This is a genomic window from Rhizobium sp. BK456, from assembly GCF_014194045.1.
Classification (GTDB): domain Bacteria; phylum Pseudomonadota; class Alphaproteobacteria; order Rhizobiales; family Rhizobiaceae; genus Rhizobium; species Rhizobium redzepovicii.
Window position 1 is genome coordinate 65109 of the sequence record NZ_JACIAO010000007.1, and the last position, 23372, is coordinate 88480.

A 23372-nucleotide genomic window follows, 5' to 3' on the forward strand; every position below is an offset into this window, starting at 1 on the left:
GCGCCCCATGAAGCGGAAAACGTTTGTCGCGGGATCGCGGCATTTCCTTTTGGGCGCCGGAGAAACTTGTCGCTGATTTGCGACCCCCGGCTGCGCATCGGTAAATGTCTCCCAGCATCCTTAGCGCGTCTGAAAAGACGCGGCGCTGTAAAGAAGAATTCGGGGAATGACGATGAAGACGATTCTGATTCCAGCCGTCTTTGCCGCGGCTCTTTCTACCGTTGCGCCGGCCGAAGCCGCAGAGTGCGGCAAGGTTTCGATCGCCGAGATGAAATGGGCCTCAGCCGGTATTGCGGCGAATTTCGACAAGATCATCCTGGAAAAGGGCTACGGCTGCTCGGTCACCATCGTCGACGGCGACACGCTGCCGACCTTCGCCTCGATGAACGAGAAAGGCACTCCGGACATCGCCTCTGAATATTGGATCAATTCCGTCAGAGCCTTGCTTGATCAGGCCGTCAACGCCGGACGGCTGGTGCAGGGAGCCGAGATCCTGGCCGACGGTGCGGTCGAGGGCTGGTGGATCCCGAAATTCATTGCCGACGCCAATCCCGACATCCGGTCGGTCGAAGATGCGCTGAAACATCCCGAACTGTTCCCCGCCGAGGACGATGTGTCGAAGGGCGCGGTCTACAATTGTCCCGCCGACTGGAGCTGCCAGATATCGACCACCAACCTGTTCAAGGCGCTTGCCGCGGACAAGAAGAGCTTCGAACTCGTCGAAACCGGCAGCCCCGAACGGCTCGATGCCTCGATTGCTCGCGCCTTCGAAAACAAGGTCGGCTGGCTCGGATACTATTGGGCGCCAACGGCCGTCCTCGGTAAATACGACATGACGCGGCTGAGCTTCGGCGTCGGCCACAACAAGACAGAGTGGGACCGCTGCACGGCGGTTGCCGGCTGCTTGAGGCCGGAAGTCAATTCCTACCCGGTCTCGCGCGCCTTCACCTTGATGACCAGGTCTTTTGCCAGCCGCTCCGGACCTGTCACCACCTATCTCAAAACCCGCAAATGGGACAATCAGACGATCAATCAGGTTCTCGCCTGGCAAGACGAAAACCACGAAAGCAACGAGGATGCCGCCATCCATTTCCTTCGCAATTACGAGGGTCTGTGGATGAAATGGGTTCCGGCCGATGTAGCCGAGAAGGTCAAGGCGAGCTTATAACGGCAGGAGACGATCAACGACCGGACGATTCGACATGAATGGCAATGTTCCCTTTCCCGACCGCGATACCGTTGCGGAAAAGCTCGCCGCGCTGTCGGAGACGGACAAATCATATCTGACGCTGCTCATGGAAAATGTCGCTCAGGACGATAACCTGCTTGACGGCCTGCGCCGCCATCTCGATCTCGCCGCGGGTTCGCGTTTCCTGAACTCGCTGAAGCTCGAAAATCTCGGCCTGTGGCTCGGAGCTCAAGCACCGGATCGGCTGCAGATCCGGCTGATGGAAACCGCCCGTTCCAGCCAGCATCCTGCTTACCAAGCCTTCCGGACCGGTCTTGACCGATCCGGCGGCCTGGAAAAGGCTTATCCCCCGGTCAACTCTTGATCCGGCCCGGTCAACATTTGATCCGGTTCCCGGGCAGGACTTGATCGGCCGATTCCCGCAGGAATCGAACGGCCGTTATTTCTTCGCAGCGCGGTCAACCGAGCGGCCGGCGTCCTGCGTGGCGTTCACGGTGTTTGCGGTATCTTTTCCTATGCCGCGGATCGTGTTGCCGCAGGAGGAGAGCGCCAGAAGAACCATCAAGGCTGCGGCGATTTTGGCCGTTGTCGTCATTTCGAATATCCTTGTTTGAAATCAACCCCGAACGGGACTTATGCCGTTCGCGCCGATAACGCACAAGGGGACAAAAGGTTCAACGCTGGAAAGAGATCGTCAGGCAGCAACCGCCTTCGCTCTCTCGGCAAAGGCGCCACGAATGCTGTCGGCTACCGTCTCGATCGGCCCTGATACTTGCGAGGCGGTCAGCAGGCGGATATCGAAAGCGCCGAGTTCCGGCAGGCCTTCCTGCGGGCCCAGGATCGCCATGTCTTCATTGACATAGGATAGCGGCAGCGGCGCAATGGCCAGATCGGAGAGCACGGCGGCGCGTTGTGCCATGGTGTGGCCGCTGAGATAGGCGACGCGATAGTGCCGTTTATTGCGTTCGAGTTGGGAGAGCGCCTCCTGGCGCCAGATGCAGCCGTCTTCCCAGATCGAGATCGGCAGTGGATCGCGGCGATGCGCCGAACCGCACCTGGCGCCGGCCCAGACCAGCCGCTCGCGGAACACCACCTCGCCACCTGTCGGGAACGGCCGCGTCGCACAGTTGATCAAGGCCAGGTCGAGCCGCTGCTCCTCCATGCGCTTTTTCAGCCCAATGCTCATGTCAATCGTCACATCGACCATGATGCCGGGATAACTTTCAGCGAAACTCTTCAGGATGCTCGGGAGCAGCCGCTCACCGATATCTTCCGGCGCGCCGAGCCTGACGACACCGCTGAGCTCCGGCATGATGAAGCGCGACACCGCCTCGTTCGACAGTGCCAGGATGTTGCGGGCGTAAGACAGCAGCATCTCGCCGTGGCGCGTCAGCGATACCGAGCGCGCGTCACGCAAAAACAGTGTTGCGCCCAGCTGTTCCTCGAGCTTCTTGATCTGCATCGACACCGCCGAAGGCGTACGGAAGACCGCCTCAGCGGCAGTCGAAAAATTGCCTGTCTCGGCGATGGCCACGAAGGTTCGCAGTACATCGTTGTCAAGCAAAGGAATGGGACGGCGAAAGGGAAGGCTCATCGTCGCATCTTTCAATTTTTCTGATTTATAACCCCATATCATTTTGTTTGATTGAATGTCAATCGGCACTCATATTCTGGGTATCGGAGGCTAAAGCAAGCAAAGGAGGCCGAACATGGCACAATCAAGCACATGGAATATCGTACAGGCTCTTTCCGCATTCAAGTCGCGCCGGCGCAGAGATGCGAACCACGAGCATGCGTTGCGGGAATTGAAGCGATTTCCGTCGCACCTGATGGCCGATTGTCAGCGTGAAATGGAGCCGCCGCTTGTGAACAGGGCCGCTCGGCCGAAGCGGGCGCTGAGGATCGTAGAATCACCGGGCCGCGCATAAGGCGCGCCGCCAGCGCCGCTTTTTTCAGACGCGCAGAGCTTGCAATTTGTCGCAGGTTCTGACTTGGTCTGCGCACGGGTCTGCTGAACAGGAACCGCAAGGACGGCTCGCCAATTCGTCACCGTGCGTAAAGCCGACCGTTGAGTCGTCTACATCCCGCCGAGCAGCTTGAAGGCGATGATCCACATGGTGAAAGCGACGACTGTTTCCAGCATCCGCCAGGACGGCGGTTTCGAGAAAATCGGCCGCAGCCATGTCGCGCCATATCCGAGAGAGAAGAAGAACAGGAAGGAACCCGTTACCGCTCCCGCGGCAAACGAAGCCTGCTGTTCGGGGTAACGCGTCGAGATCGTGCCGAGCAGCACGACCGTATCGAGATAGACGTGCGGATTCAGCCAGGTGAGCGCGAGGCAGGTTGCGAGCGTCTGGCGAAAGCTTGAAGTCTTGGCTTCTGCCGCCGAGAGGGTAGCGGATGACCGAAAGGCGGAATAGAGGCTTTTCGTGCCATACCAGGCGAGAAACGCCGCCCCTCCATAACGCATGACCGGATCGAGCCAGGGCATGAACCGGGCGATCTGCTGCAGGCTGGTCACGCCGAGCACGATCAGCACGGCATCTGAGAGCGCGCAGGCGAGACAGACGGCGAAAACATGTTCATTGCGCAGACCCTGGCGCAGGATGAAAGCGTTCTGCGCACCGATTGCGACAATCAAGCTGAGGCCCATCATCAGGCCGGTGGCATAGATCGAAAAATTCATTGCTTCGGCGAACACCCTCACTTCGGTAACGGTGGGCTATCGCCAATCCGCGAATTAGACTAGTTAATCCAACTTATCCCAATTAAGAAAAACTAATCCATGCTCAATTATCCCGCCCTGCGCGCGGTCGCAAGCGTTGTCCAGACCGGCAGCTTTGAACGCGCCGCGACCATCCTCAACGTCACGCCGTCGGCGATTTCGCAGCGCGTGAAGCAACTCGAAGAGCGTCTTGGCACCGTGCTCATCGTCAGAGGCACGCCCTGCACGGCAACGGAAAAAGGAGAATGGCTCTGTCGTCACATGGAGAATGTCGGCATGTTGGAGGCCGAACTCCTCGGGCAGTTGCCGGCGCTCTTTGATCCCGACGAGCCGCGCCAGCGGGTCACCCTTCAGATCGCAACCAATGCCGATAGTCTCGGAACGTGGTTCGTCGAGGCCATGGCGAATTTCGCGAAGAACGCGTCCTACCTCCTGAACATCGCCGTCGACGACCAGGATCACACCGCCGAATGGCTTGAGCGCGGACGGGTGATCGCCGCCGTCACCAGTCTGGAAAAGCCGATCAGGGGATGCCGTCGCTTCGAACTCGGCATTCTCCGCTATCACGCCACGGCGAGCCCCGATTTCGTTGCGCGCCACTTTCCTGATGGCGTTACCGCCGAGGCGATCCGCAATGCGCCGACGCTGACCTTCAATCAGAAGGACAGGTTGCAGAGCGGCTGGATAAGGCAGACCTTCGGACAGGATCTCGATCACCCCACCCACTGGCTGCCCTCGACGCAAAGCTTCGTCGAGGCCGCCCTTTCGGGTATGGGCTGGGGGATGAACCCGACTCAGCTGACCCGCGAACATTTCGCCTCAGGTCGGCTTGTGGAACTCGTTCCCGGTACACCGCTGGATATTCCACTCTATTGGCAGATCAACCGCCTCGCCGCCGACCGCCTGGCGGAGCTGACGCGCGAAGTCGTCACTGTGGCGAAGCGCCGCCTCTATTGCGATCAAACGTAAGCGGTGCGGCTGCCGAACTCGCTGGTCTCGTCGAAATTCTTCGTGCCGATACGGTCGCTTTCGCCGGCAAGCTCCTGCGGAGCCTCGGCGGCGGGCTTCGATCCGGCAGACGCCTCGGCCTTGCTGCTCTCGGACGCTTCGAGCTTGGCAATCTTGGCTTCCAGCGTCTCGATGGATTTTTCGATTGTGGCTTTCTCTTTCTCGTCCTTTGTCTGCGACAGGGCTGCCTGCTTTTCGGCAAGCTGCGCCTCGAGAGAAGCAAGTTGATCCGATGAACTGGAAGACGAGGTTGAAGCGGCTGAACTCAAAATGGTGGATGCAGAACTGGAAATTGCGCTGACCATGAGCATGACTTTCGATGATGGAATGTCACCTTCTAAGTCACGATTGGTAAATGCCTCATAAATAAAGTACCAAACAGTACCATTTTTAAAACAATAATTGCGTGTCGCTGAATCCGACACCACTTAGAGATCGCGTCCTATGCGATAGTGATGATCTCCAGTTCCTGGCCGCCCGTTTCCACCACGTCGCCGACAGCCCGGCCCATCAGCAACCGCGCCACCGGCGAGACATAGGAAATCGATCCGGCCTTGGGATCGGCCTCATCCTCGCCGACGATCCGATAGGTCTGCACGCGCCCGTCGTCACGGCTGAAGGTCACCGTGCTGCCAAAGGCAACAGTGTCGGTTGACGCAGGATCGTCCATAAGTTGGGCGGTGCGTAACCTTACCGCGAGGTAGCGCAGGTCGCGCAAGGGACCTGCAGCCTGCCGCCGCCGTTCGTTCACGTCATCGATCGTGCTCGCTGCATCATAAGCCTCGCGAGCTTGCCGGAACTGCAATTCCAGAGCCGTGAGCCCGGCCTCCGTGACCAGGTTCAGATGCGGCGAAACCGGACGATCGGGCAGCAGGGTTTCCGAGGCGGTTTCGAAACTCTCTTCCTTGGTGAAGGCGACGGCCAATTCTATACTCCGTTTTGGGCGCAGCGCCCTTTTGTTGACGGGCGAACTGCCCATATTTGAAATCATACATACATCAGCTGCAGCCGAACCGCCAATCTCGACCTGGCGGCGCGGGCGCCGGCAACGGGGAGCGTCTTGCGGTAAGGCGTTTAGACCCGGATGCATCCAGGCCGAGGAGGATCGAATGCCCGACGAGCAGCGGAAAGGCCGGGATGAAGTCTGGAGCGCGGCATGCCTTCGCTCTTGACCGACGCCATGCCGCTGACGCCGAGCTGGTGGGATATCACCGCGCGCATCATGCTGACGGTGATCGCCGGCGGCCTTATCGGCCTCGATCGCGAGCGCGGCGGCCACGCCGCAGGCTTCAGGACCACGATCCTGGTGGCGCTTGCCGCCTGCATCGCAATGGTCCAGGCGAACCTGCTACTCTCGACCTACGGAAAAACCCTGAGTTTCTTCACGCAGATGGACGTGCTGCGTTTTCCCCTCGGCGTCCTCACAGGCGTCGGCTTTATCGGCGGCGGAGCAATCCTCAGGCGCGGCGACATGATGACCGGCGTCACCACGGCGGCAACCCTGTGGTTCATGACGGTGGTCGGCCTCTGTTTCGGCGGCGGCCAGATCGTCACCGGCACAGTGGCGACGGTCGTTGCCTTCATCGTGCTGTCGCCGCTGAAACGCCTGGACAGTTGGCTGCGCTGCGAACGCAAGGCGACGCTCGTCGTCTATGGCTCGAGCTCCGATATTCCCGACCTGTCAAATGTGCTGGGCTCCCTTGAATGCAGCGCATTGTTCATTTCGCTGGGACAGACCGAAGATGGCCGCATTGGCCTGACGTTCGAGTTGCGCTGGCTGGCGAAAGATCCGGATGCATCAGCACGCGCAATCCTTTTCGCCGTCTCCGAGACGCACGAGGTCGCGAATTTCTCGATGCATTCAACCACGACGTAATCGGACAGCGCGGCCGTCGCTGCCGCTGTTCTTCGACCTATTTGGAGGCGTGCTCCGGTTTACCCTTTCTTTTGGTGGAGGCGAACTCCTCGAGTTGCTTCTCGCTCATGGATTTCTCCATCTGCTTCGAGGCACCCTTGAGCTCTTTCTTGGGCGTATCGCCGCGCTTGGCCGAGAGTGCGGCACCCGCCGCCTTCTGCTGGGCCTTGGACTTGGCTGGCATATCGATCTCCTTCTCGTTGGGATCAGCAGCCCTTAAAGCTTCCTCAGTTCACCTGGCTTGTGCGCGGCGCGTTTTCCCGATTTATCGCTCTCGACGATATATTGCGGTTCCGCCGCCGATGCCTTCACCTTGTGACTTTTGATCTTCGTGGGGCTGGTCTGCTTCTTCACCACCTTGCCTTCGGTCTCTCCCTGGCTGGTATCCCAGCTTACTTCGTCGCCCTTTTTCAATTGTTTGGACATATGTGTTCCCTTGATGATGGGGCTGCGGCCGAAGCCGCAGCCGACCGCTCGTCAGTTGATGGTGGCCCACTGGCTGCGGACATCCCTGGCGTTCTTCGACAGGTGAACATGTGCGTCGACGTGATCGACCCAATCAATCGGGATCAGGTGGTGTTTGCCGTCTTCCGAGTCGGTCTTCGTCAGCTTGATGCGGGTGGGACCGTCGAGATGATCGACCGTCCCCATATGGGTGCCGTCGGCAGCCCGCACTTCCATATGTTCTCGGATCTGGTCTGCGGAAATCATCGTTTCCTCCTTTGCGTCATTGCTACGAAACGGCAACGACGTGGAGCGGACATGGTTCCGATGCGTCTTGCCGCAGCCGGAATTATGCTGGCCGGGATCAATCTAGCGACTCAAGAAAACCCGGCAGCGGCGCAATGATCATTCAATATCTCTGATGTTATCCATAAACTCTATTCGTTTGAATGATGGGTTCCCAGAGGCCATATTGGCATCGTGGACATGGACGAACCTCCCATCGATGACCATGTCCCTGACCTAAGAAAGGAACCGGAAAATGACCACGCTCACCTATCGCGGTGGCGGCAAGCCCTTCACCTCCGGCGCAGGCCGCTTCGATCTGGCAAATTATGCTCGCAAGCTCGTGCTTGCCTGGACCCGCTGGCGGACCGCCCGTGAAATCGAAGCGATGCCCTTCGACATCCGCAAGGATATTGGCTGGCCGAGCACGGACGACAACAAACACCGGACCATGTAATGAATGCGACATTCCTCTCAAGATGAGGGCGGCGTCTGCATCACGCAACGCCGCCTTTTTCGCGGCCTGACCGCCCATTCCCAGGCCGTTTTCAGGCTTGAATGTCAGTCGCCCGTCAGCCCGATCTTTGTCCCATCCTCAGCCCTCCGGGCGGTTTGACTGACTAGATCGCGACCAATGTCGCATATTTGCTCTTCCCGGCCGCATTTTTCCATGCCAGTGTCGCTTTCAGGACATCGGCGCGACGCATTCCGCGCAACGAATGTATCATCGCCCCTCGAGCATGGATTTCGCTATGAACAGGATGCAGATCAAGAAGCGTTCGCTGGTCTTCTTTATGGTACCGCAATTCACCATGCTGCCCTTTTCGGCGGCCGTGGACACCTTGCGCATCGCCAATCGCATGCTCGGCTACCAGGCCTATACCTGGCGGCTCGCCTCCCTCGACGGGGAGAAGGTCTATTCCTCCTGCGGCATCGGCGTCGAGGCCAATTCCTCGCTCGCCGAAGAGCGCCGCCATCTCGGCGGCGAAAACCGGCCGGGCATGGTGCTTGTCTGTTCCGGCATCGATGTCGAGCAGTTCAACAACAAGTCGGTCAATGCCTGGCTGCGTGAGTGCTACAATCGCGGCGTTGCCGTCGGCAGCCTCTGTACGGGCGCGCATGTGCTGGCCCAGGCCGGCCTTCTGAACGGCAAGCGCTGCGCCATTCACTGGGAAAACCTGCCGGGCTTTTCGGAAGCCTTTCCGCAGGCCGAAGTCTATGCCGATCTCTACGAGATCGACGGCAATCTCTATACCTGCGCCGGCGGCACCGCCTCGCTCGACATGATGCTGAACCTCGTCGGCGAGGATTTCGGCGAAAGCCTCGTCAACCGCATCTGCGAACAGCACCTGACCGACCGCGTGCGCAACCCGCACGACCGCCAGCGCCTGCCGCTGCGCGCCCGCCTCGGCGTGCAGAACGCCAAGGTACTGTCGATCATCGAGCTGATGGAAGGCAATCTGGCCGAGCCGCTGTCGCTGATCGAGATCGCCGATGGTGCCGGCCTCTCCCGCCGCCAGATCGAACGGCTGTTCCGCCAGGAGATGGGCCGCTCGCCGGCCCGCTACTATCTCGAAATCCGCCTCGATCGCGCCCGCCATCTTCTGGTGCAATCCTCGATGCCCGTCGTCGAGGTCGCGGTTGCCTGCGGTTTCGTCTCGGCCTCGCATTTCTCCAAGTGTTATCGCGAACTCTACCATCGCTCGCCGCAGCAGGAGCGCGCCGAGCGCAAGATGACCATGGCGACCGCGCGCCAGCAGGCGGTCGCTGCCTGAGAGTTTGAAAGAGCGCGCCGCCTGACATTAGGGCGGCGCTTCGCCTGAATAGCTTATTGCGCCGCTTCTTCCGTCATCCTGGCGTCGGAATAGACCTGGTTGCGGCCTCTGTGCTTGGCCATATAGAGGAACTGGTCGGCGGCGTTGAGGTAGTTCTCGAAAGTTTCGTAGCCTTCGATTTCGGCAATGCCGATCGAAATCGTAACGCCGAGTTCCTCGTCGTCGGCGGTGACCTTCAGCCGGGAAATGTCCGAGCGGATCTCGTCGCAAAGCTTGGTCGCGGCAAGGGAATCCATCTGTGGGAAAAGGATGGCGAATTCCTCGCCGCCAAGCCGCGAGAGCAGATTGTCGCTGCCGTCGAAGATCGTGAACAGCCTGTTCGCGACAGCCTTCAGCACCTTGTCACCGATCTCGTGGCCGTAGGTATCGTTCAGCCGCTTGAAATGGTCGATATCGAGAATGGCCACGGAACTCGGCACTTTCAGCCGCAGACACTCATTCACCAGCTTCGGGCCGTTGTCGTAGAAATAGCGGCGGTTGTAGAGGCCGGTCAGGTAGTCGCACGCCGCCGCCGCCCTCAGCTGCCGCATCTGCGCCAGCGTTTCCGCATTGTTGGCGATGCGGCACTGCAATTCCTCGGCGACGAAGGGCCGGTAGACGAAATCGCTGGCGCCGGCCTTGAGGAAACTGGCAGACAGCATGCGGTCATTGGAGGCGGAAACACCGATGACGCGCAGCCTGTCCGATCCGAAGCGGTGGCGGATACGCCGCGTCAGCTCGTAGCCGCTCATGTCGGGCATATGGTGGTCGGTGACGACGAGCTCGATATCGCTGTAAGCCTCGAGTGCTGCCAGTGCCTCGAGCCCCGAATTTGCCTCGACGACGAGATATTGCTGCGCCTTCAGCAGGTCGACCAGCACCTGCCGCGCCGAGACGACATCATCGACAACGAGCACCCGCGTCTTGCGGTTGGAGATCGCCCGCCGGACGGTGGCAACCAGATTGTCGAGCGCGAATTCATTGTCCTTCAGCACGTAATCGATGACATTGCGCTCCATGATCCTGTTGCGCGTGTTGAGATCGAATGTCGCGGTGAAGACGATCGCCGGGATATCGTGCTCGATCGTGCAGTCAAGCGCTTCGCCATAGGGCGAATCCGGCAGGTTGAGATCGACGACGGCCATGGTATAGCCGTGACCGTCCTCGGCAAGTTCCTCGCGAAGAGCCTTCAACGACGGGCAGGACTTGACTGCAAGGCCGAGCTCGGTCTGGAACCGATGGCAGAGCACAGCGGAAAACATCCGGGAATCTTCAACCAGAAGTATTTTGAGCCCGCCTGAGCGGAGCCCGATGCCATCTCGCTGAAAATCCGCTTGAAAAGCCACAGCCGCTAATCCCCCATGCGTCCGATGGCCTCGACTCGGCCCTCTCCCCGGCGCGGCGGAAGATAACCGAGGGGCCTGCGCGCGTGAAGGGGACAAATGACGGCGTTACTTGTAATTGCAGAAATTCGATGACGGTCTGCGACCATCATCTCCGCCTCGCTGGCGATATCGATACTGGAAGGGCCGTCAGGCAACCGCCCGCTCCCTGCGCATCGACTGGATTTGCAACAGCGTATCGAGGTTCTGGTTGACGCGGCAATAGAACTCCTCGTCGATGAAGGGGCGCAGCATGAAATCATTGCCACCGGCCTTCAGGAAACGCGCGGAAAGCAACCGGTTCGAGGAGGAGGAAACGCCGATGATGCGCAATTCATGCGAGCCGATATTCGAGCGGATGCGCCGCGTCAGCTCGAAGCCGTCGATGTCGGGCATGTTGTAATCGGTGATCATCAGGCCGATATCGCGGTTGGCCTTCAGGATCTCCAATGCCTTGGCGCCGTTCTCGGCGGTGCTGACGCGGAAATTATAGCGTTTCAGCCGGCTCGACAGCAGCGCGCGGGCCGTGGCGCTGTCGTCGACGATCAGCACGTGGTGACGATGATTGGTCAGGAACCGGCAAATCGATTCCGCCAGAAGGTCGACGGCGAAGATATTGTCCTTGAGGATATAGTCGACAATGTCCTTGGCCATCAGCTTGTCGCGCATGCCGTCGTGGAAGGTGCCGGTAAAGACGATGGTCGGGATGGAAAGATCGACCAGATATTCAAGCGCTTCGCCGTTTTCGGCGCCGGGCAGGTTGATGTTCGAGATTGCCAGCGTGATCGGATCGGAAGACTTGTCGTAGGAAAACTGCAGATCCTCGAAGCTGCGGCAGATCTCGACGTCAATGTCGAACAGCTCCTTGAGGCGTTTGCTGATCATCGAGGTGAATACGTTGGAATCTTCCGCGACAATAATACGCGCACCAGCAAACATTTCCCCGGAATATTGCATCCCCGAAATACCTAGAAACGCCATAGCAAACCTTTGATGTAAAATCTGTCCCCGGATCAATTTGGTACATCAATTAATTTGAGTAATTATTAATCGGCGCGTCCGGACGTGAAACGAAGAAGCGGCCTGATAGGGCCACCTCCGACTTCTTGCAGATATGATTAAGAAATCAGCCGCGAAACGGAGGCTGCAGCCTCGAAGGACGGGCTGATCACGCGGGTAAGACGCCACTTACGCGCGCCCATCGGCTGGCAGCGCGCCGCCGAAGCATTTTTAAACAGGGTTACGACCGACCGGCCGACGAGGCTTGCCCAGAACCCAATCCGACCCGGTGATCGAATGGCTGATCGATTCCGACCCGTCGATCCGGTGGCAGGTGATGCGTGACCTGCTGGACGCCCCAGAGCGGGAATAGATGGCCGAGCGGGCCAAGGTGGAGACCGAGGGCTGGGGCGCCAGGCTACTTGCCTGCCGGGACGAGGACGCGCAATGGGCGGGCGGCGCCTTCCTGCCGCCGGTTTCGATCCCCAGGAATGGCGCGAGCACGGCCAGGCATGGACGGCCACGAGCTTTTCGCTGTCGCAACTCAGGGAATTCGGTCTCGATCCCGCCTGCGGGCAGGCCAGGCGCAGAGTCGAATTGATCGGCACCAACGCCGTTGGGAAGAAGACGGCCAGCCCTATTGGCAGTGCGAGGTCGAAGAATGCATCAACCGCCGCACGATCGCCGACGGCGCTTATTTCGGCATCGATGTCTCGCCAATTGTCGACAGGCTGACCGGCGAGCGTCTCGACGACGGCGGTTGGAACTGCGAGCGGATCGACGGCTCCTACCGCTCCTCCTTCGCCGCACCATCAATGTGCTGGAAGGCCTGCTGGAATTCGAGAGACCGACTGGCGGCACGCCGCAATGCCGGGAGGCGCGCCGGTCTGGTGAGGAATTTCTGCTTGAGCGCCACCTGTCGCGCCCCTCCGAGCTGGTACTGGAAATCCTGCCTGAGACGCACAAAGGCGCCTTCACCAAGGAAGACGGCGAGAAAGTGCTCGACGCCAAGGGCAAGCGGATCGTCTGATCCCGCTTACTTCACCACGGCCGAGCCCTTGACAATGTCGATCGTCTCGCCGCCGTCAAGCCCGATGCGGTCGCCGTCGGGCGTCGTCATGAAACAGCCGGAAGCGCAGAGGTTCTCCGAAGCACCGGCATCGACCACGACCTCGACGCGCTGGCCGCTCTCGGTGATGACAAGCACCACTGCAGCCGGATCGGTGTTAGTGATGGATGCCGACTGAACCGCGGGCGCGGCAAGCAGCGGGACAAGCAAAACGGCGGCAAACCTTGCCATCATGTGCGGCGGCGCGGGCGCGCCCTCCCCTCGAACGACCGGTGCTGCCCTCGGCAGCGATCCCGATGGTGGAGATCATGCACATAGACCTGTGAATGATGGCTGAATGAGCCGTTCAGCTCTTCAAGCTGCCATCCGCCGTCCGCCCGCGCAGTTGCCGCACCGGCCGCTCCTCTTCCTCGATGGGCTTGTTCTTTGGATCGTCCCGGCCGTCCGTCCGCTCCTTGACGGCATTGGCAAGGACAGGCGGAGCATCGCGATGGATGGTGAGGTCGCTCTGCGGCAGCGGGATCTCGATGCCTTCGGCCTTGAAACGCCGGAGGATCTCGATCCTGAGATTGTTGCGCACCGTCATGCCGTCGCCCATGTCAGCGAGGAAGAAGCGCAACTCGAAATCAAGCGAATAGGGTCCGAAGCGCAGGAATTCGACGTGCGGCTCGGGATTGCGCATGACCAGCGGTATCTTCGCCGTCAGTTCCAGGAGTATATCCATCACCTGCTGCGGATCGGCATTGTAGCTGACAGAAACCGGAATTTCCGAGCGGCCGATCTTGTTACGATGCGTCCAGTTGCCGACCAGGCCGTTGATCAGCTCCGAATTCGGCACGATGATCGACTGTTTGCGGAAGGTCTCGATCTCGGTGGCGCGCACCGAAATGCGCTTGACGATGCCTTCGGCCGTGCCCGACACCACATGGTCGCCGACCTTGAACGGCCGCTCCACCAGCAGGATCAGGCCGGAGACGAAGTTGGAAACGATGTTCTGCAGGCCGAAACCGATACCGACAGAGAGCGCCGAGGCGACGAGCGCGAAGCTCGACAGATCGATGCCGGCGGCCGAGACGCCGATGATAGCGGCGATGCCGACGCCGAGATAGCCGATGCCCGTCTTGACCGAATTGCGCACGCCGAGATCGACATGGCTTCTTGCCATCACATTTCCGTCGAGCCAGCGCTGCAGCCAGCGTGTCAGCAGGTAGACGCCGGCAAACAGCAGGATGCCGGTGCAGATGCCGAGCAGCGAGATGCTGATGCCGCCGAGCCTGACCTCGGTAAACAGCCTATAGGCGATGATCTGCAGATCCTGCACATGAAAGCCCCAGAGCAGCAGGATCAGCGGGACGCCGACGATCAGCGCCACGGCATAGATGGCAAGGCCGACGAGCAGGCCGGCCTGGTCAATCGCCACCGGCCCCAGATTGAAGCGGCGTGTCAGGAAGCGGGCAAAGAAGGTATCGCCGAAGCTTTCCTGCCTTGAAATCGCCTTGCCGGAAAGCAGGCCGACATACATGGTGGCGACAACAGCACCGGTAATGATGAGCTGCGTGGCGACGAAGCGCGCGAGCCCGACATACCCTGTCAGCGCGGCGATGATGAGACTGGCGCCGACGACCCGCAGGATGATCGCCATGCCGCGCGGCCAATGCCTTCCCGGCGCGTCGGGATCGCCGTTCCTCGCCAGCATCGGCTTGCCGAAGGAGACCGTGATCAGGATCATGCCGATGATCAGCGCCGCAAACAGGCTTCTGATCACGGTCAGCACCAGCGGCGAGCCCATCGCCTCGCTGACGGTGCCGAACAGATAGTCGAGCCCGTTGACCACAGCCATCGCCAGCAGGCAATAGCCGATCGAGCGGGCGCCGAGATTGGAAAGCCGCACAAGCCGCCAGCGCGGCTCACGCGGCGCGAAGATGGCGTTGACGAAGCGGCCGACGAAATAGACGAGCCCGATTGTTCCGAACAGCGCGCCGATGACCGGCGCGATATCCGGCCTCAGCACGTTGAAGCCGTTCAGGAAGAAGAACGAGGTGACGAGCAGCACCGAGAGCGCCAGCGTACGGATCAGGGTCGACCAGAAGGCGATCGACAACCGGCCGATATAGGATGGCTCCTCGACCGCCTCATCGCGGCGTAGATACGCGCCGAACAGCCGGTAGCTGCCGGAAAGCAGGATGAGCGCTGAGGCGAGCGACAGGAAGATCGCGGCAAACATCGGAAAACGCTTGAATTTCCAGACGAAGACGGCCCAGCTCGACAGAGCCTGCGAGAATTCGCTGATCTCGTGCACGAAGGCGCCAGCCGCATCGTCGATCACCGAAGCGGAGACCTCGGTCCGCTTGAAAAGCGTATCGGCAAACAGCTGCCGCCGCATCTCGATGATCTGGTTGACGAGCTTCGTCACCGCGATCGACAGGTTTTCGGCGTCGCCTGTCACCGCATTGATCTGCGCCCGCTCGGCAGCGAGCGTATTGCGCTCCTGGGTGACGATCTCGGCTTCGGGAGGCTGCCCGTCCTTCGGCGGATCGCCGATCTCGGCAAGCCGGTTCTTTATCTGGTCGAAACGCGGCCTGAGATTGACCGATATGGTGATGACGGCGCGGCTGAGCTCGTCGGCCTTGGTCGCGAGCCCAACCAGCGCATCGTCATTGTCGGCATTCTGCTTGACGCCGTCCTGAAGCGCCGTCAGTTGGACCTTCGCCTTGTCGATCTCTTTCGCCGCCTGGTCGAACGGCGTATCGACAGGCGCCGGCACGGCCGCCTGCGTCTGCGCTTCCTGCGCGAAGGCTGCGGCACCCTTGAAATGCGCGCCGGCGAGCGCCAGCGTCACGAGAAGAATGGTGCGAAGCAGGATGGACCTCAGCCGCAAAAGCGCCTCCGGAAAGGTTGTCGTCGGGATGGAGTTCCAGCTTTTCCTAGCAAAGAAAGGCGACAGAAAGGCGGAAGCTCCTGGAAAGGTTTAGAAGCCGGCCCCGGGCTTGGAGAGATAATCGCGTTCCCCAGCCGTCGATTCCCGTCCGAGCATGGCATTGCGGTGCGGAAAGCGGCCATAGGCGGCGATTATGTCGCGATGGCGGATCGCATAATCCAGATATTCCTCATCGCCGAGCGCGGCGAACAATGCCACCGAACGTTGCTGCTCACCAAGGTCTTCGGCATGTTCTAACGGCAGATAGAAGAAGGTGCGGCAGGCGGTCTCGACCACCTGGTCGGCGCCGACGGCAAGGGCGAGCTTGGCCTCCCGAAGCGCCAGCCCGTCGGTTGCGAAGGCGAGAGGCGTGCCGCGATAAATATTGCGGGGAAACTGGTCGAGCACGATGACGGCCGCGAGCCGGCTCTCGGCATCCGCCCGCCATTCATCACTGATGCCCGCGGCAAGAGTCAGATGCGTCTCTCGGAAGCCTTCGCGGATCTCGACGTCGAGCTCCGGCGGCGGGCGAAACCACAGCTCCCGGCCGCATCGGACGAACCAGAAATCATAGACTTCCCTCGGCGTACGGATCGTCGTCATGTTCGCTTCACCTAGCGTTATGTTCGATAATGCGGCGTCGGTAAGCCATTGCATAGAAGGGATCATAGTGTGCGGCATGATCCATACAGCAGACCTTCCTACTTCCAGCCACCCACGTCTATCTACTTCCCCTCACTCAACGAAAACACCAGCGTCGCCTTTGTCCCATCATGCCCGGGGTCATAGGCAAAATCCGATTTCAAGCTCGCAGCCATGGCCGTCAATATCCGCGTGCCGAGCCCGGTTCCCCTCGCCGGGCTCTCCGGATCGAATCCCGCCCCATCGTCTTCGACGATGACCCTCAACGCCTCATCCGTCTGATCGACAACGACGCGGATTTCGCCCGGCACGCCGTCGGGATAGGCGTATTTGAAGGCATTGGTGACGAGCTCGCTGACGATCAGGCCGAGCGTGATCACCTTGTCGGTCGCCAGATTGACGGGCCCAGCGGTGAGCACGATGCGGTGCGGTCGTTTGTCATCGCGCATCGAGGCTTCGAGTTCGGTGAGCAGGCTGTTCAGATATTCATCCACCTGCACCGAGCCGACCTGCCGGTTGGTATAGAGCCGGCGGTGCACGCTGGCGATGGCGTTGATGCGCATCTGGGTTTCGTGCAGCGCATCGATCGCCACCTGGTCCTTGGTCATCGAGGATTGCATGCGGATCAGCGCGCCGACAAGGCCGAGACTGTTGGCGATGCGGTGATTGACCTCGGCAAGCAGCATCTCGGCAAGGTCGCGCTGCTGGCGGATCACCTCCTGCGCCTGCGCCGTCTCGCGGCGAAAGCGCGCCCGCTCCAGCGCCTGTTCGAGGGCAGCGGCGATCAGGTCGAAATAATCGGCCGAGATCCCCTTGAGCATATAATCGTCGGCGCCGGCTTTCAGCGCCGCGACCGCGATGCTGGTATCGTCCGAACCCGTCGCATAGATGACCGGCGGATGATCCGGCAGCGCCGTGATGCAGGGCAGGATGTCGAGTCCAGTCTCGCCGGCCAGAACATGATCGAGCACCACGGCGTCGATGCCGCCTTTGCCGAGTCTCGCAAGGCCGGCAGCACCGCTCTCGGCCCATTCGACCGAAAAACCACGCCGGCCGAGGTTCTTCTGCATCAAGAGGGCGAGCCCCTCGTCGTCATCGATATAGAGGATGCGGATCAGGGCATCCGCATCGCCGCTAGAAGTGCTCATTCCATCTCCCGGCTTTCTCTCGCAGCAACGACCGCCCGCAAGCGTCCGAGTCGTCCGCGTAGCAATGTGGTATTGCATCGGCCGCCTGCGGTAAACAGCGGCTATCCCTCGCCCTTCTTGCAGGCGGCGCGGAAGGAGGATGGCTGGAAACCGGCATTTTCAGAACACGACCTGACCTGGAGGAGGTTCCCATGGAGCCGTTCAAGGAGATTGGAAACGGAAAACCTGAAATGAAACGCTGAAACGCCGAGCGGCCCGATTGGTTCCGCCGGCGGGCTAATTCCTCTGGAATTTCCGATGGCCGGACACTTCGGCGCCTGCCTCCGCCGGCAATTGCAGGAAGCGCAGCGACGACATGACGCCGATCGCGCCGACCACGACGAAGGCCCAGCGGAAATCGGCAAGAACGGGATTATCGGCGCCCCTGAGGGCCGAGGTGATATTCAGCACGGCCGCCGCAACGGCGACGCCGAGCAGCATCGACACCTGCTGCAGCATGCTCGACAGCGTCGAGGCCGAGCTTCGCTGCGCCGGACCGATATCGGCAAAGGCCAGTGTGTTCAGCGCGGTGAATTCCATCGACCGCGACAGGCCGGCAAGAAAAAGCAGCGCATGGATGAAAAACTGCGGTGTACCCGGCGTGAGGAAACCGCAGGCGGCGATTGAAAGTGCCGCAATCAGCCCGTTGAACACCAGCACGACGCGGAAGCCGAAGAATCGCAGCAGCGGTGTCGTCACCGTCTTCATGCCGAGATTGCCGAGGAAATAGACGAGCAGATAGGTGCCGGCAGCAATCGAACTCAGCCCGAAACCGAGCTGGAACAGGAGCGGCAGCAGGAACGGCGTCGCGTTGATCGCCACCCTGCAGGCCGTGCCGGCCGACAGCGTCGACATCGAGAAGGTCTGGACGCGGAAGGCTGAAAGGTCGAGCAGCGGATTGTCGACAGCGAGGAAATGCCGGGTCGCCATCACAGACAGCACGATGCCGGCGGCGAGCATTGATATGACGGGGAAAAGCCCGCCGTCCCATTTGACCGAAAGCTCCAGGGCGGCAAGCAGGAAGGTCAACCCTGCAGCACTCAGAACGAAGCCGGCGAAATCCAACCGGCCGGGACCTGTCTCGCGCTGCTCCGGCACGAAGCGCAGCACCAGCGCCATGCCGAGAATGCCGACCGGGATGTTGATGAGGAAGTTCCAGTGCCAGCTGGCATAGGTGGTGATGAAGCCGCCGAGCACCGGGCCGATCACGGGTGCGGTCAGCGCCGGCCAGGTGATCAGCGCAATCGCCTGGACGAGTTCGGATTTGCGGGCGTTCTTGAGCACGATGATGCGCCCGACCGGCGTCATCAGCGCGCTGCCCGCGCCTTGGAGGGCCCGCCACAGCACAAATTCCGTAAGACTGCCGGACAGACCGCAAAACAGAGAGGCGGCGGTAAAGACGGCGATCGACATCAGGAAGATACGGCGCGCACCGAACCTGTCGCCGAGCCAGCCCGACAATGGAATGAAGGCGGCCATCGTCAGCATGTAAACGGTGATGCCGATGCTCATCGACACCGGCTGGACATTAAAGCTTGCCGCCATCTGCGGCAGCGAGGTGGCGACGATCGTGCCGTCGAGGATCTGCATGAAGAAGGAAACGGCAACGACAAGCGCCACGATCTTCGCCTGGCGGCCGCTTGCCGCCTCCTGCCCGTTCTCGCTCGTCTCTGCCGTCGTCATCGATCTGCCAATGAAAGTTTGGATACCGCGGCAGGAAAACGGGAAGGAAGCCGATCGGAGATCTGCCGCGCGAGAGAACGCGGAAAAGCGCCGCGCAATGGCTGCATACGCTCGTTGCGCGCGGCCGGAAAGGCTAAATCTCGCACTGCGCGGGAATATTCCCGACGCGGCGGGCGGCGCGACTTTAAGAAAAAGGCCCCGCCGGAGCGAGGCCAAGTTTGAACCGCTCCCGGGAAAACAGGAACGGCACCGAGGTCCATATCCTGCGGCCCATCTCGCATCGAGGTCAGATTTCTCCGTATCGGTACTCTCGCAAACCAAATTCGGGGAAGCGCCGAGATTAGTCCGCGAAGTCGTTACCCACTTGGCGAGCGACCTGTTGGGTGCAGCAACGATTGGCGCTTGCAATGTTTATATAAACTGCTATCACTAAACATATTGCTAAACATGATGATTGAGGAGTTCATGTGAGCATTCTCTAAAATGGGTGAACATGCGACGCCGGCGGGGAGCCGGCATTGGTTCTGGGAGGAACTTATGCAGAAAACATCGAAAGCCCTTTTGGGGCTGGCTGCGGCACTCGTCATGTCGTCGGCATTGCCCAATCTCGCCAAAGCTGAGGAACTGACGCTGTGCTGGGCCGCCTGGGACCCCGCAAATGCGCTGGTCGAGCTGTCGAAGGACTTCACCGCCAAGACTGGCACGCAGATGAAGTTCGAATTCGTTCCCTGGACGAGTTATGCCGACCGCTTCCTCAACGAGCTGAATTCCCATGGCAAGCTCTGCGACCTCATCATCGGCGACAGCCAGTGGATTGGCGGCTCGGCCGAGAACGGCCACTACGTCAAGCTCAACGACTTCTTCGACAAGGAAGGCATCAAGATGGATGACTTCGTGCCGGCGACGGTCGTCGGCTATTCGGAATGGCCGAAGAACACGCCGAACTACTGGGCACTGCCTGCCATGGGCGATGTCGTCGGCTGGACCTACCGCAAGGACTGGTTCGAGAAGCCGGAACTGCAGAAGGAATTCAAAGCGAAATACGGTCGCGATCTCGCAGCTCCGAAGACCTACGACGAACTGAAGCAGATCGCCGAGTTCTTCCAGAAGCGTGAGATCGACGGCAAGACCGTCTACGGCGCCTCGATCTATACCGAGCGCGGCTCCGAAGGCATCACCATGGGCGTGACCAACGTCCTTTACGACTGGGGCTTCCAGTACGAGAACCCGAAGAAGCCTTATGACATGGAGGGCTTTGTAAACTCGGCCGACGCGGTCAAGGGTCTCGAATTCTACAAGTCGCTCTATGATTGCTGCACACCGCCCGGCAGCTCCAACGTCTACATGGTCGAATCCGCCGACGCCTTCAAATCCGGCCAAGTCGCCATGCAGATGAACTTCGCCTTCACCTGGCCCGGCCTCTACAAGGACGAGAAGGTCGGCGGCGACAGGATCGGCTTCTTCCCCAATCCTGCTGAAAAGGCGCATTTCGCCCAGCTTGGCGGCCAGGGAATCTCGGTGGTCTCTTACTCCGACAAACGCGACGCCGCCCTGCAATACATCAAGTGGTTCGCACAGCCCGATGTGCAAGCCAAATGGTGGGAGCTCGGCGGGTTCTCCTGCCTGAACTCCGTGGTCAATGCGCCGGATTTTGCCAAGAGCCAGCCCTATGCCCAGGCCTTCCTGGACTCGATGGCGATCGTCAAGGACTTCTGGGCCGAGCCGAGCTACGCCTCGCTGCTGCAAGCTATGCAGAAGCGCGTCCATAACTACGTGGTTGCCGGCAACGGCACCGCCAAGGAAGCGCTCGACGGCTTGGTGAAGGACTGGAGCGACGTCTTTAAGGACGACGGCAAGATCTAGTGCCGGACGAAGGAACAGGCGGCACCCCTCTGCGCGCCATCCTCACCAGGGTGGCGGCCCGGATCGGCAGACGAGCCGGGCCGCCAGATCTTCCATATCCCAATAGACCGGGTGAAAAATTGACCATTTCCCATTCCTCCATCGTCGAGAATGCAGTCGATGCGACAGCAAGGGCAACGCCGGTCTCGGTCGCCCGGCGCGTCCGCGGCCTCTCCGACAGGGCGATCGCCTGGCTGTTCATCGCGCCTGCCATCATCCTACTGCTGGCGATCAACATCTTCCCGCTGATCTGGGCAATCTATCTCTCCTTCACCAATTACCGCGCCAACCGGCCGAATGCGCCGGTCCAGGGTGTTGGCTTTGGAAATTACCAGCGCGTGCTGAACGACCCCGATATCTGGCAGGCGATGCAGACCACCGCGCATTTCGTCTTCTGGACCATCCTCCTGCAAACGGTGATCGGCTTCAGCCTTGCCTATCTGATCGACCGCAAGTTCCGCGGCCATGCCTTCTGGACAACGATCATCCTGATCCCGATGATGCTGTCGCCCGCCGTCGTCGGCAATTTCTGGCGCTTTCTCTACGAGCCGCAAATCGGTCTCTTCGCCTATGCCGTCTCGCTGGTATCAGGCATTCCGACCTCCGATATCCAGATGCTTGGCAATGTCACTCTGGCGCCCTGGGCGATCATCATCGTCGATACGTGGATGTGGACGCCTTATGTGATGCTGATCTGCCTCGCCGGCCTGCGCTCGATTCCCGACTATATCTACGAGGCGGCCGAGGTCGACCGCGCCTCGCCGTGGCGCCAGTTCTGGTCGATCACCGTGCCGATGGCGCTGCCCTTCATCATGCTCGCCGTGCTCTTCCGCGGCATCGAGAATTTCAAGATGTTCGACATGGTGACGCTGCTCACCGGTGGCGGGCCGGGCTCGGTCACCGAAGTCGCCTCGATCACGCTGAAGCGCGCTGCCTTCGAAAGCTGGGCGACCGGCCGGGCCTCGGCCTTCGCCATCGTCCTCTTCGTCGCGGTGTTCGGGCTCGCCAACATCTATGTCAAGGCATTGAATAGGGTGAAGCAACGATGAGCGCCGCCAACTCAGCCCATTCGGTCGTCGCACCGAGCCGTTCCAGCAAGTGCATCGCCGGCACGATTGTCGTCCTCTATGCGCTGATCACCCTCATTCCGCTCGTCTGGATCTTCCTGACCAGCATCAAGTCTCCGCCGGATTCGATCAGCTATCCGCCGAAGATCGTCTTCACGCCATCGCTCGAAGGTTATTGCAACCTGTTCACCACGCGTACGCGGCAGACGCCCGACTATATCGCCTCGCTGCCGGCGCCGGTCGGCACCTGTGATGAGGTGACCCGCAAGCGCAACATGGTGATCGCAGGTCCGTCGAATTTCCTGCCGCGCTTCATCAATTCGCTGGTGATCGCCTTCGGCTCCACCTTCCTGGCGGTCTTACTCGGAACGCTTGCCGCCTATGGTTTCTCGCGCTTCAAGGTCCCGCTTGCCGACGACCTGTTGTTCTTCATTCTGTCGACGCGCATGATGCCGCCGATTGCCGTCGCCATCCCGATCTACCTGATGTATCGCGAACTCGGCTTGTCGGACACGGCCGTGGGCATGATCCTGCTCTATACCGCCGTCAACGTCTCGCTCGCCGTCTGGCTGCTCAAGGGTTTTATCGACGAGATCCCGCGCGAATACGAGGAAGCGGCGATGATCGACGGCTATACGAGGCTGCAGGCCTTCCGCAAGGTCGTGCTGCCGCAGGCAACCACCGGCATCGCCGCGACCGCGATCTTCTGCCTGATCTTTGCCTGGAACGAATATGCCTTCGCCGCCCTGCTGACCTCGGGCGAGGCCCAGACCGCACCGCCTTTCATCCCGACGATAATCGGCGAAGGCGGGCAGGACTGGCCGGCCGTCGCCGCCGGCACGACGATCTTCCTGATCCCGATCCTCGTCTTCACCATTTTATTGCGCAAGCAGCTGCTGCGCGGCATCACCTTCGGAGCCGTCCGCAAATGACCCACCTGATCGAAACACGCACCCCTGCCCGCTCGAAACGACCATTCTTCCTGCGCCGCGGCCCGATGGAGAGCATCGCAACCGTTCTGATCGGGCTCGGCTTCCTGATGCTGTTCCAGCCCTTCCTGCTGGTGCTTTACACCTATTCGCTGGTCACCCTCCTTGCGGGCACCGTCATGTTCATCATCGTCTCGAAATTCCCGGAGTAAATC

Annotated in this window: 26 protein-coding genes and 2 pseudogenes; 13 read left to right on the forward strand and 15 right to left on the reverse strand. The window is 60.5% G+C overall.

Going from position 1 to position 23372, the window contains the following annotated elements:
* Positions 1–166 precede the first annotated feature (166 nt).
* Together FHX03_RS20000 and FHX03_RS20005 are read left to right on the forward strand one after the other, a co-directional pair.
* The gene (locus FHX03_RS20000; protein WP_179867119.1) at positions 167–1168 is read left to right on the forward strand and encodes a glycine betaine ABC transporter substrate-binding protein; all 1002 of its coding nucleotides are present in this window, start codon (positions 167–169) and stop codon (positions 1166–1168) included.
* 34 nt (positions 1169–1202) lie between these two features.
* Complete coding sequence (locus tag FHX03_RS20005; protein WP_097625816.1) at positions 1203–1553, forward strand: hypothetical protein; 351 nt, start codon at positions 1203–1205, stop codon at positions 1551–1553.
* 75 nt (positions 1554–1628) lie between these two features.
* Here FHX03_RS20005 and FHX03_RS20010 read toward each other — a convergent pair whose 3' ends face one another.
* The gene (locus FHX03_RS20010) at positions 1629–1784 is read right to left on the reverse strand and encodes a hypothetical protein (RefSeq protein WP_003540537.1); all 156 of its coding nucleotides are present in this window, start codon (positions 1782–1784) and stop codon (positions 1629–1631) included.
* Positions 1785–1883: 99 nt separating this feature from the next.
* Positions 1884–2825 carry a LysR family transcriptional regulator gene (locus FHX03_RS20015; RefSeq protein WP_172643288.1) on the reverse strand — a complete coding sequence of 314 codons (942 nt, stop codon included), beginning with the start codon at positions 2823–2825 and terminating at the stop codon, positions 1884–1886.
* 73 nt (positions 2826–2898) lie between these two features.
* On the opposite strand from FHX03_RS20015, the gene FHX03_RS34525 reads away from it, so the two are divergent.
* Complete coding sequence (locus FHX03_RS34525) at positions 2899–3117, forward strand: hypothetical protein (RefSeq protein ID WP_246699270.1); 219 nt, start codon at positions 2899–2901, stop codon at positions 3115–3117.
* A 149-nt stretch (positions 3118–3266) separates the two neighbouring features.
* On the opposite strand, the gene FHX03_RS20020 is transcribed toward FHX03_RS34525, so the two are convergent.
* Positions 3267–3875, reverse strand: a complete 609-nt coding sequence (locus tag FHX03_RS20020; protein ID WP_183855373.1) for a LysE/ArgO family amino acid transporter — start codon at positions 3873–3875, stop codon at positions 3267–3269.
* Positions 3876–3974: 99 nt separating this feature from the next.
* On the opposite strand from FHX03_RS20020, the gene FHX03_RS20025 reads away from it, so the two are divergent.
* Positions 3975–4883, forward strand: coding sequence for a LysR family transcriptional regulator ArgP (locus tag FHX03_RS20025; protein WP_183855103.1), 909 nt, complete (start codon positions 3975–3977; stop codon positions 4881–4883).
* Here the strand turns inward: FHX03_RS20025 and FHX03_RS20030 are convergent.
* Both FHX03_RS20030 and greA read right to left on the reverse strand, forming a co-directional pair.
* Positions 4874–5233 (reverse strand): hypothetical protein, encoded by a 360-nt coding sequence (locus FHX03_RS20030; protein ID WP_183855375.1) that lies wholly within the window; start codon positions 5231–5233, stop codon positions 4874–4876. The two genes, FHX03_RS20025 and FHX03_RS20030, sit on opposite strands and share 10 nt — an antisense overlap.
* A 131-nt stretch (positions 5234–5364) precedes the next feature.
* Positions 5365–5847, reverse strand: a complete 483-nt coding sequence (greA, locus tag FHX03_RS20035) for a transcription elongation factor GreA (RefSeq protein WP_183855105.1) — start codon at positions 5845–5847, stop codon at positions 5365–5367.
* Between the two features lie 231 nt (positions 5848–6078).
* Here greA and FHX03_RS20040 point away from each other — a divergent pair, with 231 nt between their 5' ends.
* The gene (locus tag FHX03_RS20040) at positions 6079–6798 is read left to right on the forward strand and encodes an MgtC/SapB family protein (RefSeq protein ID WP_183855107.1); all 720 of its coding nucleotides are present in this window, start codon (positions 6079–6081) and stop codon (positions 6796–6798) included.
* Between the two features lie 37 nt (positions 6799–6835).
* Here FHX03_RS20040 and FHX03_RS20045 read toward each other — a convergent pair whose 3' ends face one another.
* From FHX03_RS20045 to FHX03_RS20055, 3 genes are read right to left on the reverse strand one after another with little or no spacing between them, the layout of a single operon-like run.
* On the reverse strand, positions 6836–7021 hold the full coding sequence (locus tag FHX03_RS20045; protein WP_183855109.1) for a DUF3008 family protein: 186 nt from the start codon (positions 7019–7021) through the stop codon (positions 6836–6838).
* Positions 7022–7053: 32 nt separating this feature from the next.
* Positions 7054–7263 (reverse strand): DUF2945 domain-containing protein, encoded by a 210-nt coding sequence (locus FHX03_RS20050; protein ID WP_183855111.1) that lies wholly within the window; start codon positions 7261–7263, stop codon positions 7054–7056.
* Positions 7264–7314: 51 nt separating this feature from the next.
* The gene (locus tag FHX03_RS20055; RefSeq protein ID WP_012557983.1) at positions 7315–7548 is read right to left on the reverse strand and encodes a DUF2171 domain-containing protein; all 234 of its coding nucleotides are present in this window, start codon (positions 7546–7548) and stop codon (positions 7315–7317) included.
* Positions 7549–7822: 274 nt separating this feature from the next.
* Here FHX03_RS20055 and FHX03_RS20060 point away from each other — a divergent pair, with 274 nt between their 5' ends.
* Together FHX03_RS20060 and FHX03_RS20065 are read left to right on the forward strand one after the other, a co-directional pair.
* The gene (locus FHX03_RS20060) at positions 7823–8023 is read left to right on the forward strand and encodes a hypothetical protein (protein WP_003593933.1); all 201 of its coding nucleotides are present in this window, start codon (positions 7823–7825) and stop codon (positions 8021–8023) included.
* Between the two features lie 295 nt (positions 8024–8318).
* Entirely contained in the window at positions 8319–9341 is a 1023-nt protein-coding gene (locus FHX03_RS20065; protein ID WP_003564299.1) for a GlxA family transcriptional regulator, read from the forward strand.
* A 53-nt stretch (positions 9342–9394) separates the two neighbouring features.
* Here FHX03_RS20065 and FHX03_RS20070 read toward each other — a convergent pair whose 3' ends face one another.
* Both FHX03_RS20070 and FHX03_RS20075 read right to left on the reverse strand, forming a co-directional pair.
* A complete protein-coding gene (locus FHX03_RS20070) occupies positions 9395–10726 on the reverse strand; it encodes a diguanylate cyclase (RefSeq protein ID WP_097625824.1) in 1332 nt (443 codons plus the stop codon).
* A 186-nt stretch (positions 10727–10912) separates the two neighbouring features.
* The gene (locus FHX03_RS20075) at positions 10913–11743 is read right to left on the reverse strand and encodes a response regulator (RefSeq protein ID WP_003593930.1); all 831 of its coding nucleotides are present in this window, start codon (positions 11741–11743) and stop codon (positions 10913–10915) included.
* A gap of 355 nt (positions 11744–12098) precedes the next feature.
* Here FHX03_RS20075 and FHX03_RS35100 point away from each other — a divergent pair.
* Positions 12099–12686 (forward strand): annotated as a pseudogene (locus FHX03_RS35100) (squalene cyclase); the annotation flags it as partial.
* A pseudogene (locus tag FHX03_RS35005) lies at positions 12666–12791 on the forward strand (arsenate reductase (glutaredoxin)); the annotation flags it as partial. The pseudogenes FHX03_RS35100 and FHX03_RS35005, both read left to right, overlap by 21 nt.
* 6 nt (positions 12792–12797) lie before the next feature.
* Here the strand turns inward: FHX03_RS35005 and FHX03_RS20085 are convergent.
* The 5 genes from FHX03_RS20085 to FHX03_RS20105 form a co-directional block, all read right to left on the reverse strand.
* On the reverse strand, positions 12798–13064 hold the full coding sequence (locus FHX03_RS20085; protein ID WP_183855113.1) for a hypothetical protein: 267 nt from the start codon (positions 13062–13064) through the stop codon (positions 12798–12800).
* A gap of 112 nt (positions 13065–13176) precedes the next feature.
* The gene (locus tag FHX03_RS20090) at positions 13177–15708 is read right to left on the reverse strand and encodes a mechanosensitive ion channel family protein (protein WP_183855115.1); all 2532 of its coding nucleotides are present in this window, start codon (positions 15706–15708) and stop codon (positions 13177–13179) included.
* 90 nt (positions 15709–15798) lie between these two features.
* Positions 15799–16350, reverse strand: a complete 552-nt coding sequence (locus FHX03_RS20095; RefSeq protein WP_097625827.1) for a DUF924 family protein — start codon at positions 16348–16350, stop codon at positions 15799–15801.
* A gap of 122 nt (positions 16351–16472) precedes the next feature.
* The gene (locus tag FHX03_RS20100) at positions 16473–17537 is read right to left on the reverse strand and encodes a sensor histidine kinase (RefSeq protein WP_183855117.1); all 1065 of its coding nucleotides are present in this window, start codon (positions 17535–17537) and stop codon (positions 16473–16475) included.
* A gap of 276 nt (positions 17538–17813) precedes the next feature.
* Entirely contained in the window at positions 17814–19259 is a 1446-nt protein-coding gene (locus tag FHX03_RS20105; protein ID WP_183855119.1) for an MFS transporter, read from the reverse strand.
* Between the two features lie 537 nt (positions 19260–19796).
* Between FHX03_RS20105 and FHX03_RS20110 the strand changes: the two genes are divergently transcribed.
* The 4 genes from FHX03_RS20110 (at position 19797) to FHX03_RS20125 (ending at position 23369) form a co-directional block, all read left to right on the forward strand.
* A complete protein-coding gene (locus tag FHX03_RS20110; protein WP_097625830.1) occupies positions 19797–21122 on the forward strand; it encodes an ABC transporter substrate-binding protein in 1326 nt (441 codons plus the stop codon).
* A gap of 119 nt (positions 21123–21241) precedes the next feature.
* Positions 21242–22210 (forward strand): carbohydrate ABC transporter permease, encoded by a 969-nt coding sequence (locus tag FHX03_RS20115; protein WP_183855121.1) that lies wholly within the window; start codon positions 21242–21244, stop codon positions 22208–22210.
* Positions 22207–23160: a carbohydrate ABC transporter permease gene (locus FHX03_RS20120; RefSeq protein WP_183855123.1), complete on the forward strand. Its 954-nt coding sequence runs from the start codon at positions 22207–22209 to the stop codon at positions 23158–23160. Before FHX03_RS20115 ends, FHX03_RS20120 begins: the two co-directional genes overlap by 4 nt.
* Positions 23157–23369, forward strand: a complete 213-nt coding sequence (locus FHX03_RS20125; protein WP_097625833.1) for a hypothetical protein — start codon at positions 23157–23159, stop codon at positions 23367–23369. Before FHX03_RS20120 ends, FHX03_RS20125 begins: the two co-directional genes overlap by 4 nt.
* The last annotated feature ends 3 nt before the right edge of the window (positions 23370–23372 follow it).

Excerpts from the sequence above, each read along its gene's own strand:
- FHX03_RS20125 (WP_097625833.1), top strand. The coding sequence starts at position 23,157 with ATGACCCACCTGATCGAAACACGCACCCCTGCCCGCTCGAAACGACCA.
- FHX03_RS20100 (WP_183855117.1), bottom strand. The coding sequence starts at position 17,537 with ATGAGCACTTCTAGCGGCGATGCGGATGCCCTGATCCGCATCCTCTAT.
- FHX03_RS20010 (WP_003540537.1), bottom strand. The coding sequence starts at position 1,784 with ATGACGACAACGGCCAAAATCGCCGCAGCCTTGATGGTTCTTCTGGCG.
- FHX03_RS34525 (WP_246699270.1), top strand. The coding sequence starts at position 2,899 with ATGGCACAATCAAGCACATGGAATATCGTACAGGCTCTTTCCGCATTC.
- FHX03_RS20005 (WP_097625816.1), top strand. The coding sequence starts at position 1,203 with ATGAATGGCAATGTTCCCTTTCCCGACCGCGATACCGTTGCGGAAAAG.
- FHX03_RS20105 (WP_183855119.1), bottom strand. The coding sequence starts at position 19,259 with ATGACGACGGCAGAGACGAGCGAGAACGGGCAGGAGGCGGCAAGCGGC.
- FHX03_RS20015 (WP_172643288.1), bottom strand. The coding sequence starts at position 2,825 with ATGATATGGGGTTATAAATCAGAAAAATTGAAAGATGCGACGATGAGC.
- FHX03_RS20110 (WP_097625830.1), top strand. The coding sequence starts at position 19,797 with ATGCAGAAAACATCGAAAGCCCTTTTGGGGCTGGCTGCGGCACTCGTC.
- FHX03_RS20120 (WP_183855123.1), top strand. The coding sequence starts at position 22,207 with ATGAGCGCCGCCAACTCAGCCCATTCGGTCGTCGCACCGAGCCGTTCC.
- FHX03_RS20025 (WP_183855103.1), top strand. The coding sequence starts at position 3,975 with ATGCTCAATTATCCCGCCCTGCGCGCGGTCGCAAGCGTTGTCCAGACC.
- FHX03_RS20085 (WP_183855113.1), bottom strand. The coding sequence starts at position 13,064 with ATGATGGCAAGGTTTGCCGCCGTTTTGCTTGTCCCGCTGCTTGCCGCG.
- FHX03_RS20020 (WP_183855373.1), bottom strand. The coding sequence starts at position 3,875 with ATGAATTTTTCGATCTATGCCACCGGCCTGATGATGGGCCTCAGCTTG.
- FHX03_RS20040 (WP_183855107.1), top strand. The coding sequence starts at position 6,079 with ATGCCTTCGCTCTTGACCGACGCCATGCCGCTGACGCCGAGCTGGTGG.
- FHX03_RS20060 (WP_003593933.1), top strand. The coding sequence starts at position 7,823 with ATGACCACGCTCACCTATCGCGGTGGCGGCAAGCCCTTCACCTCCGGC.
- FHX03_RS20030 (WP_183855375.1), bottom strand. The coding sequence starts at position 5,233 with ATGCTCATGGTCAGCGCAATTTCCAGTTCTGCATCCACCATTTTGAGT.
- FHX03_RS20065 (WP_003564299.1), top strand. The coding sequence starts at position 8,319 with ATGAACAGGATGCAGATCAAGAAGCGTTCGCTGGTCTTCTTTATGGTA.
- FHX03_RS20050 (WP_183855111.1), bottom strand. The coding sequence starts at position 7,263 with ATGTCCAAACAATTGAAAAAGGGCGACGAAGTAAGCTGGGATACCAGC.
- FHX03_RS20075 (WP_003593930.1), bottom strand. The coding sequence starts at position 11,743 with ATGGCGTTTCTAGGTATTTCGGGGATGCAATATTCCGGGGAAATGTTT.
- FHX03_RS20095 (WP_097625827.1), bottom strand. The coding sequence starts at position 16,350 with ATGACGACGATCCGTACGCCGAGGGAAGTCTATGATTTCTGGTTCGTC.
- FHX03_RS20000 (WP_179867119.1), top strand. The coding sequence starts at position 167 with ATGACGATGAAGACGATTCTGATTCCAGCCGTCTTTGCCGCGGCTCTT.
- FHX03_RS20055 (WP_012557983.1), bottom strand. The coding sequence starts at position 7,548 with ATGATTTCCGCAGACCAGATCCGAGAACATATGGAAGTGCGGGCTGCC.
- FHX03_RS20045 (WP_183855109.1), bottom strand. The coding sequence starts at position 7,021 with ATGCCAGCCAAGTCCAAGGCCCAGCAGAAGGCGGCGGGTGCCGCACTC.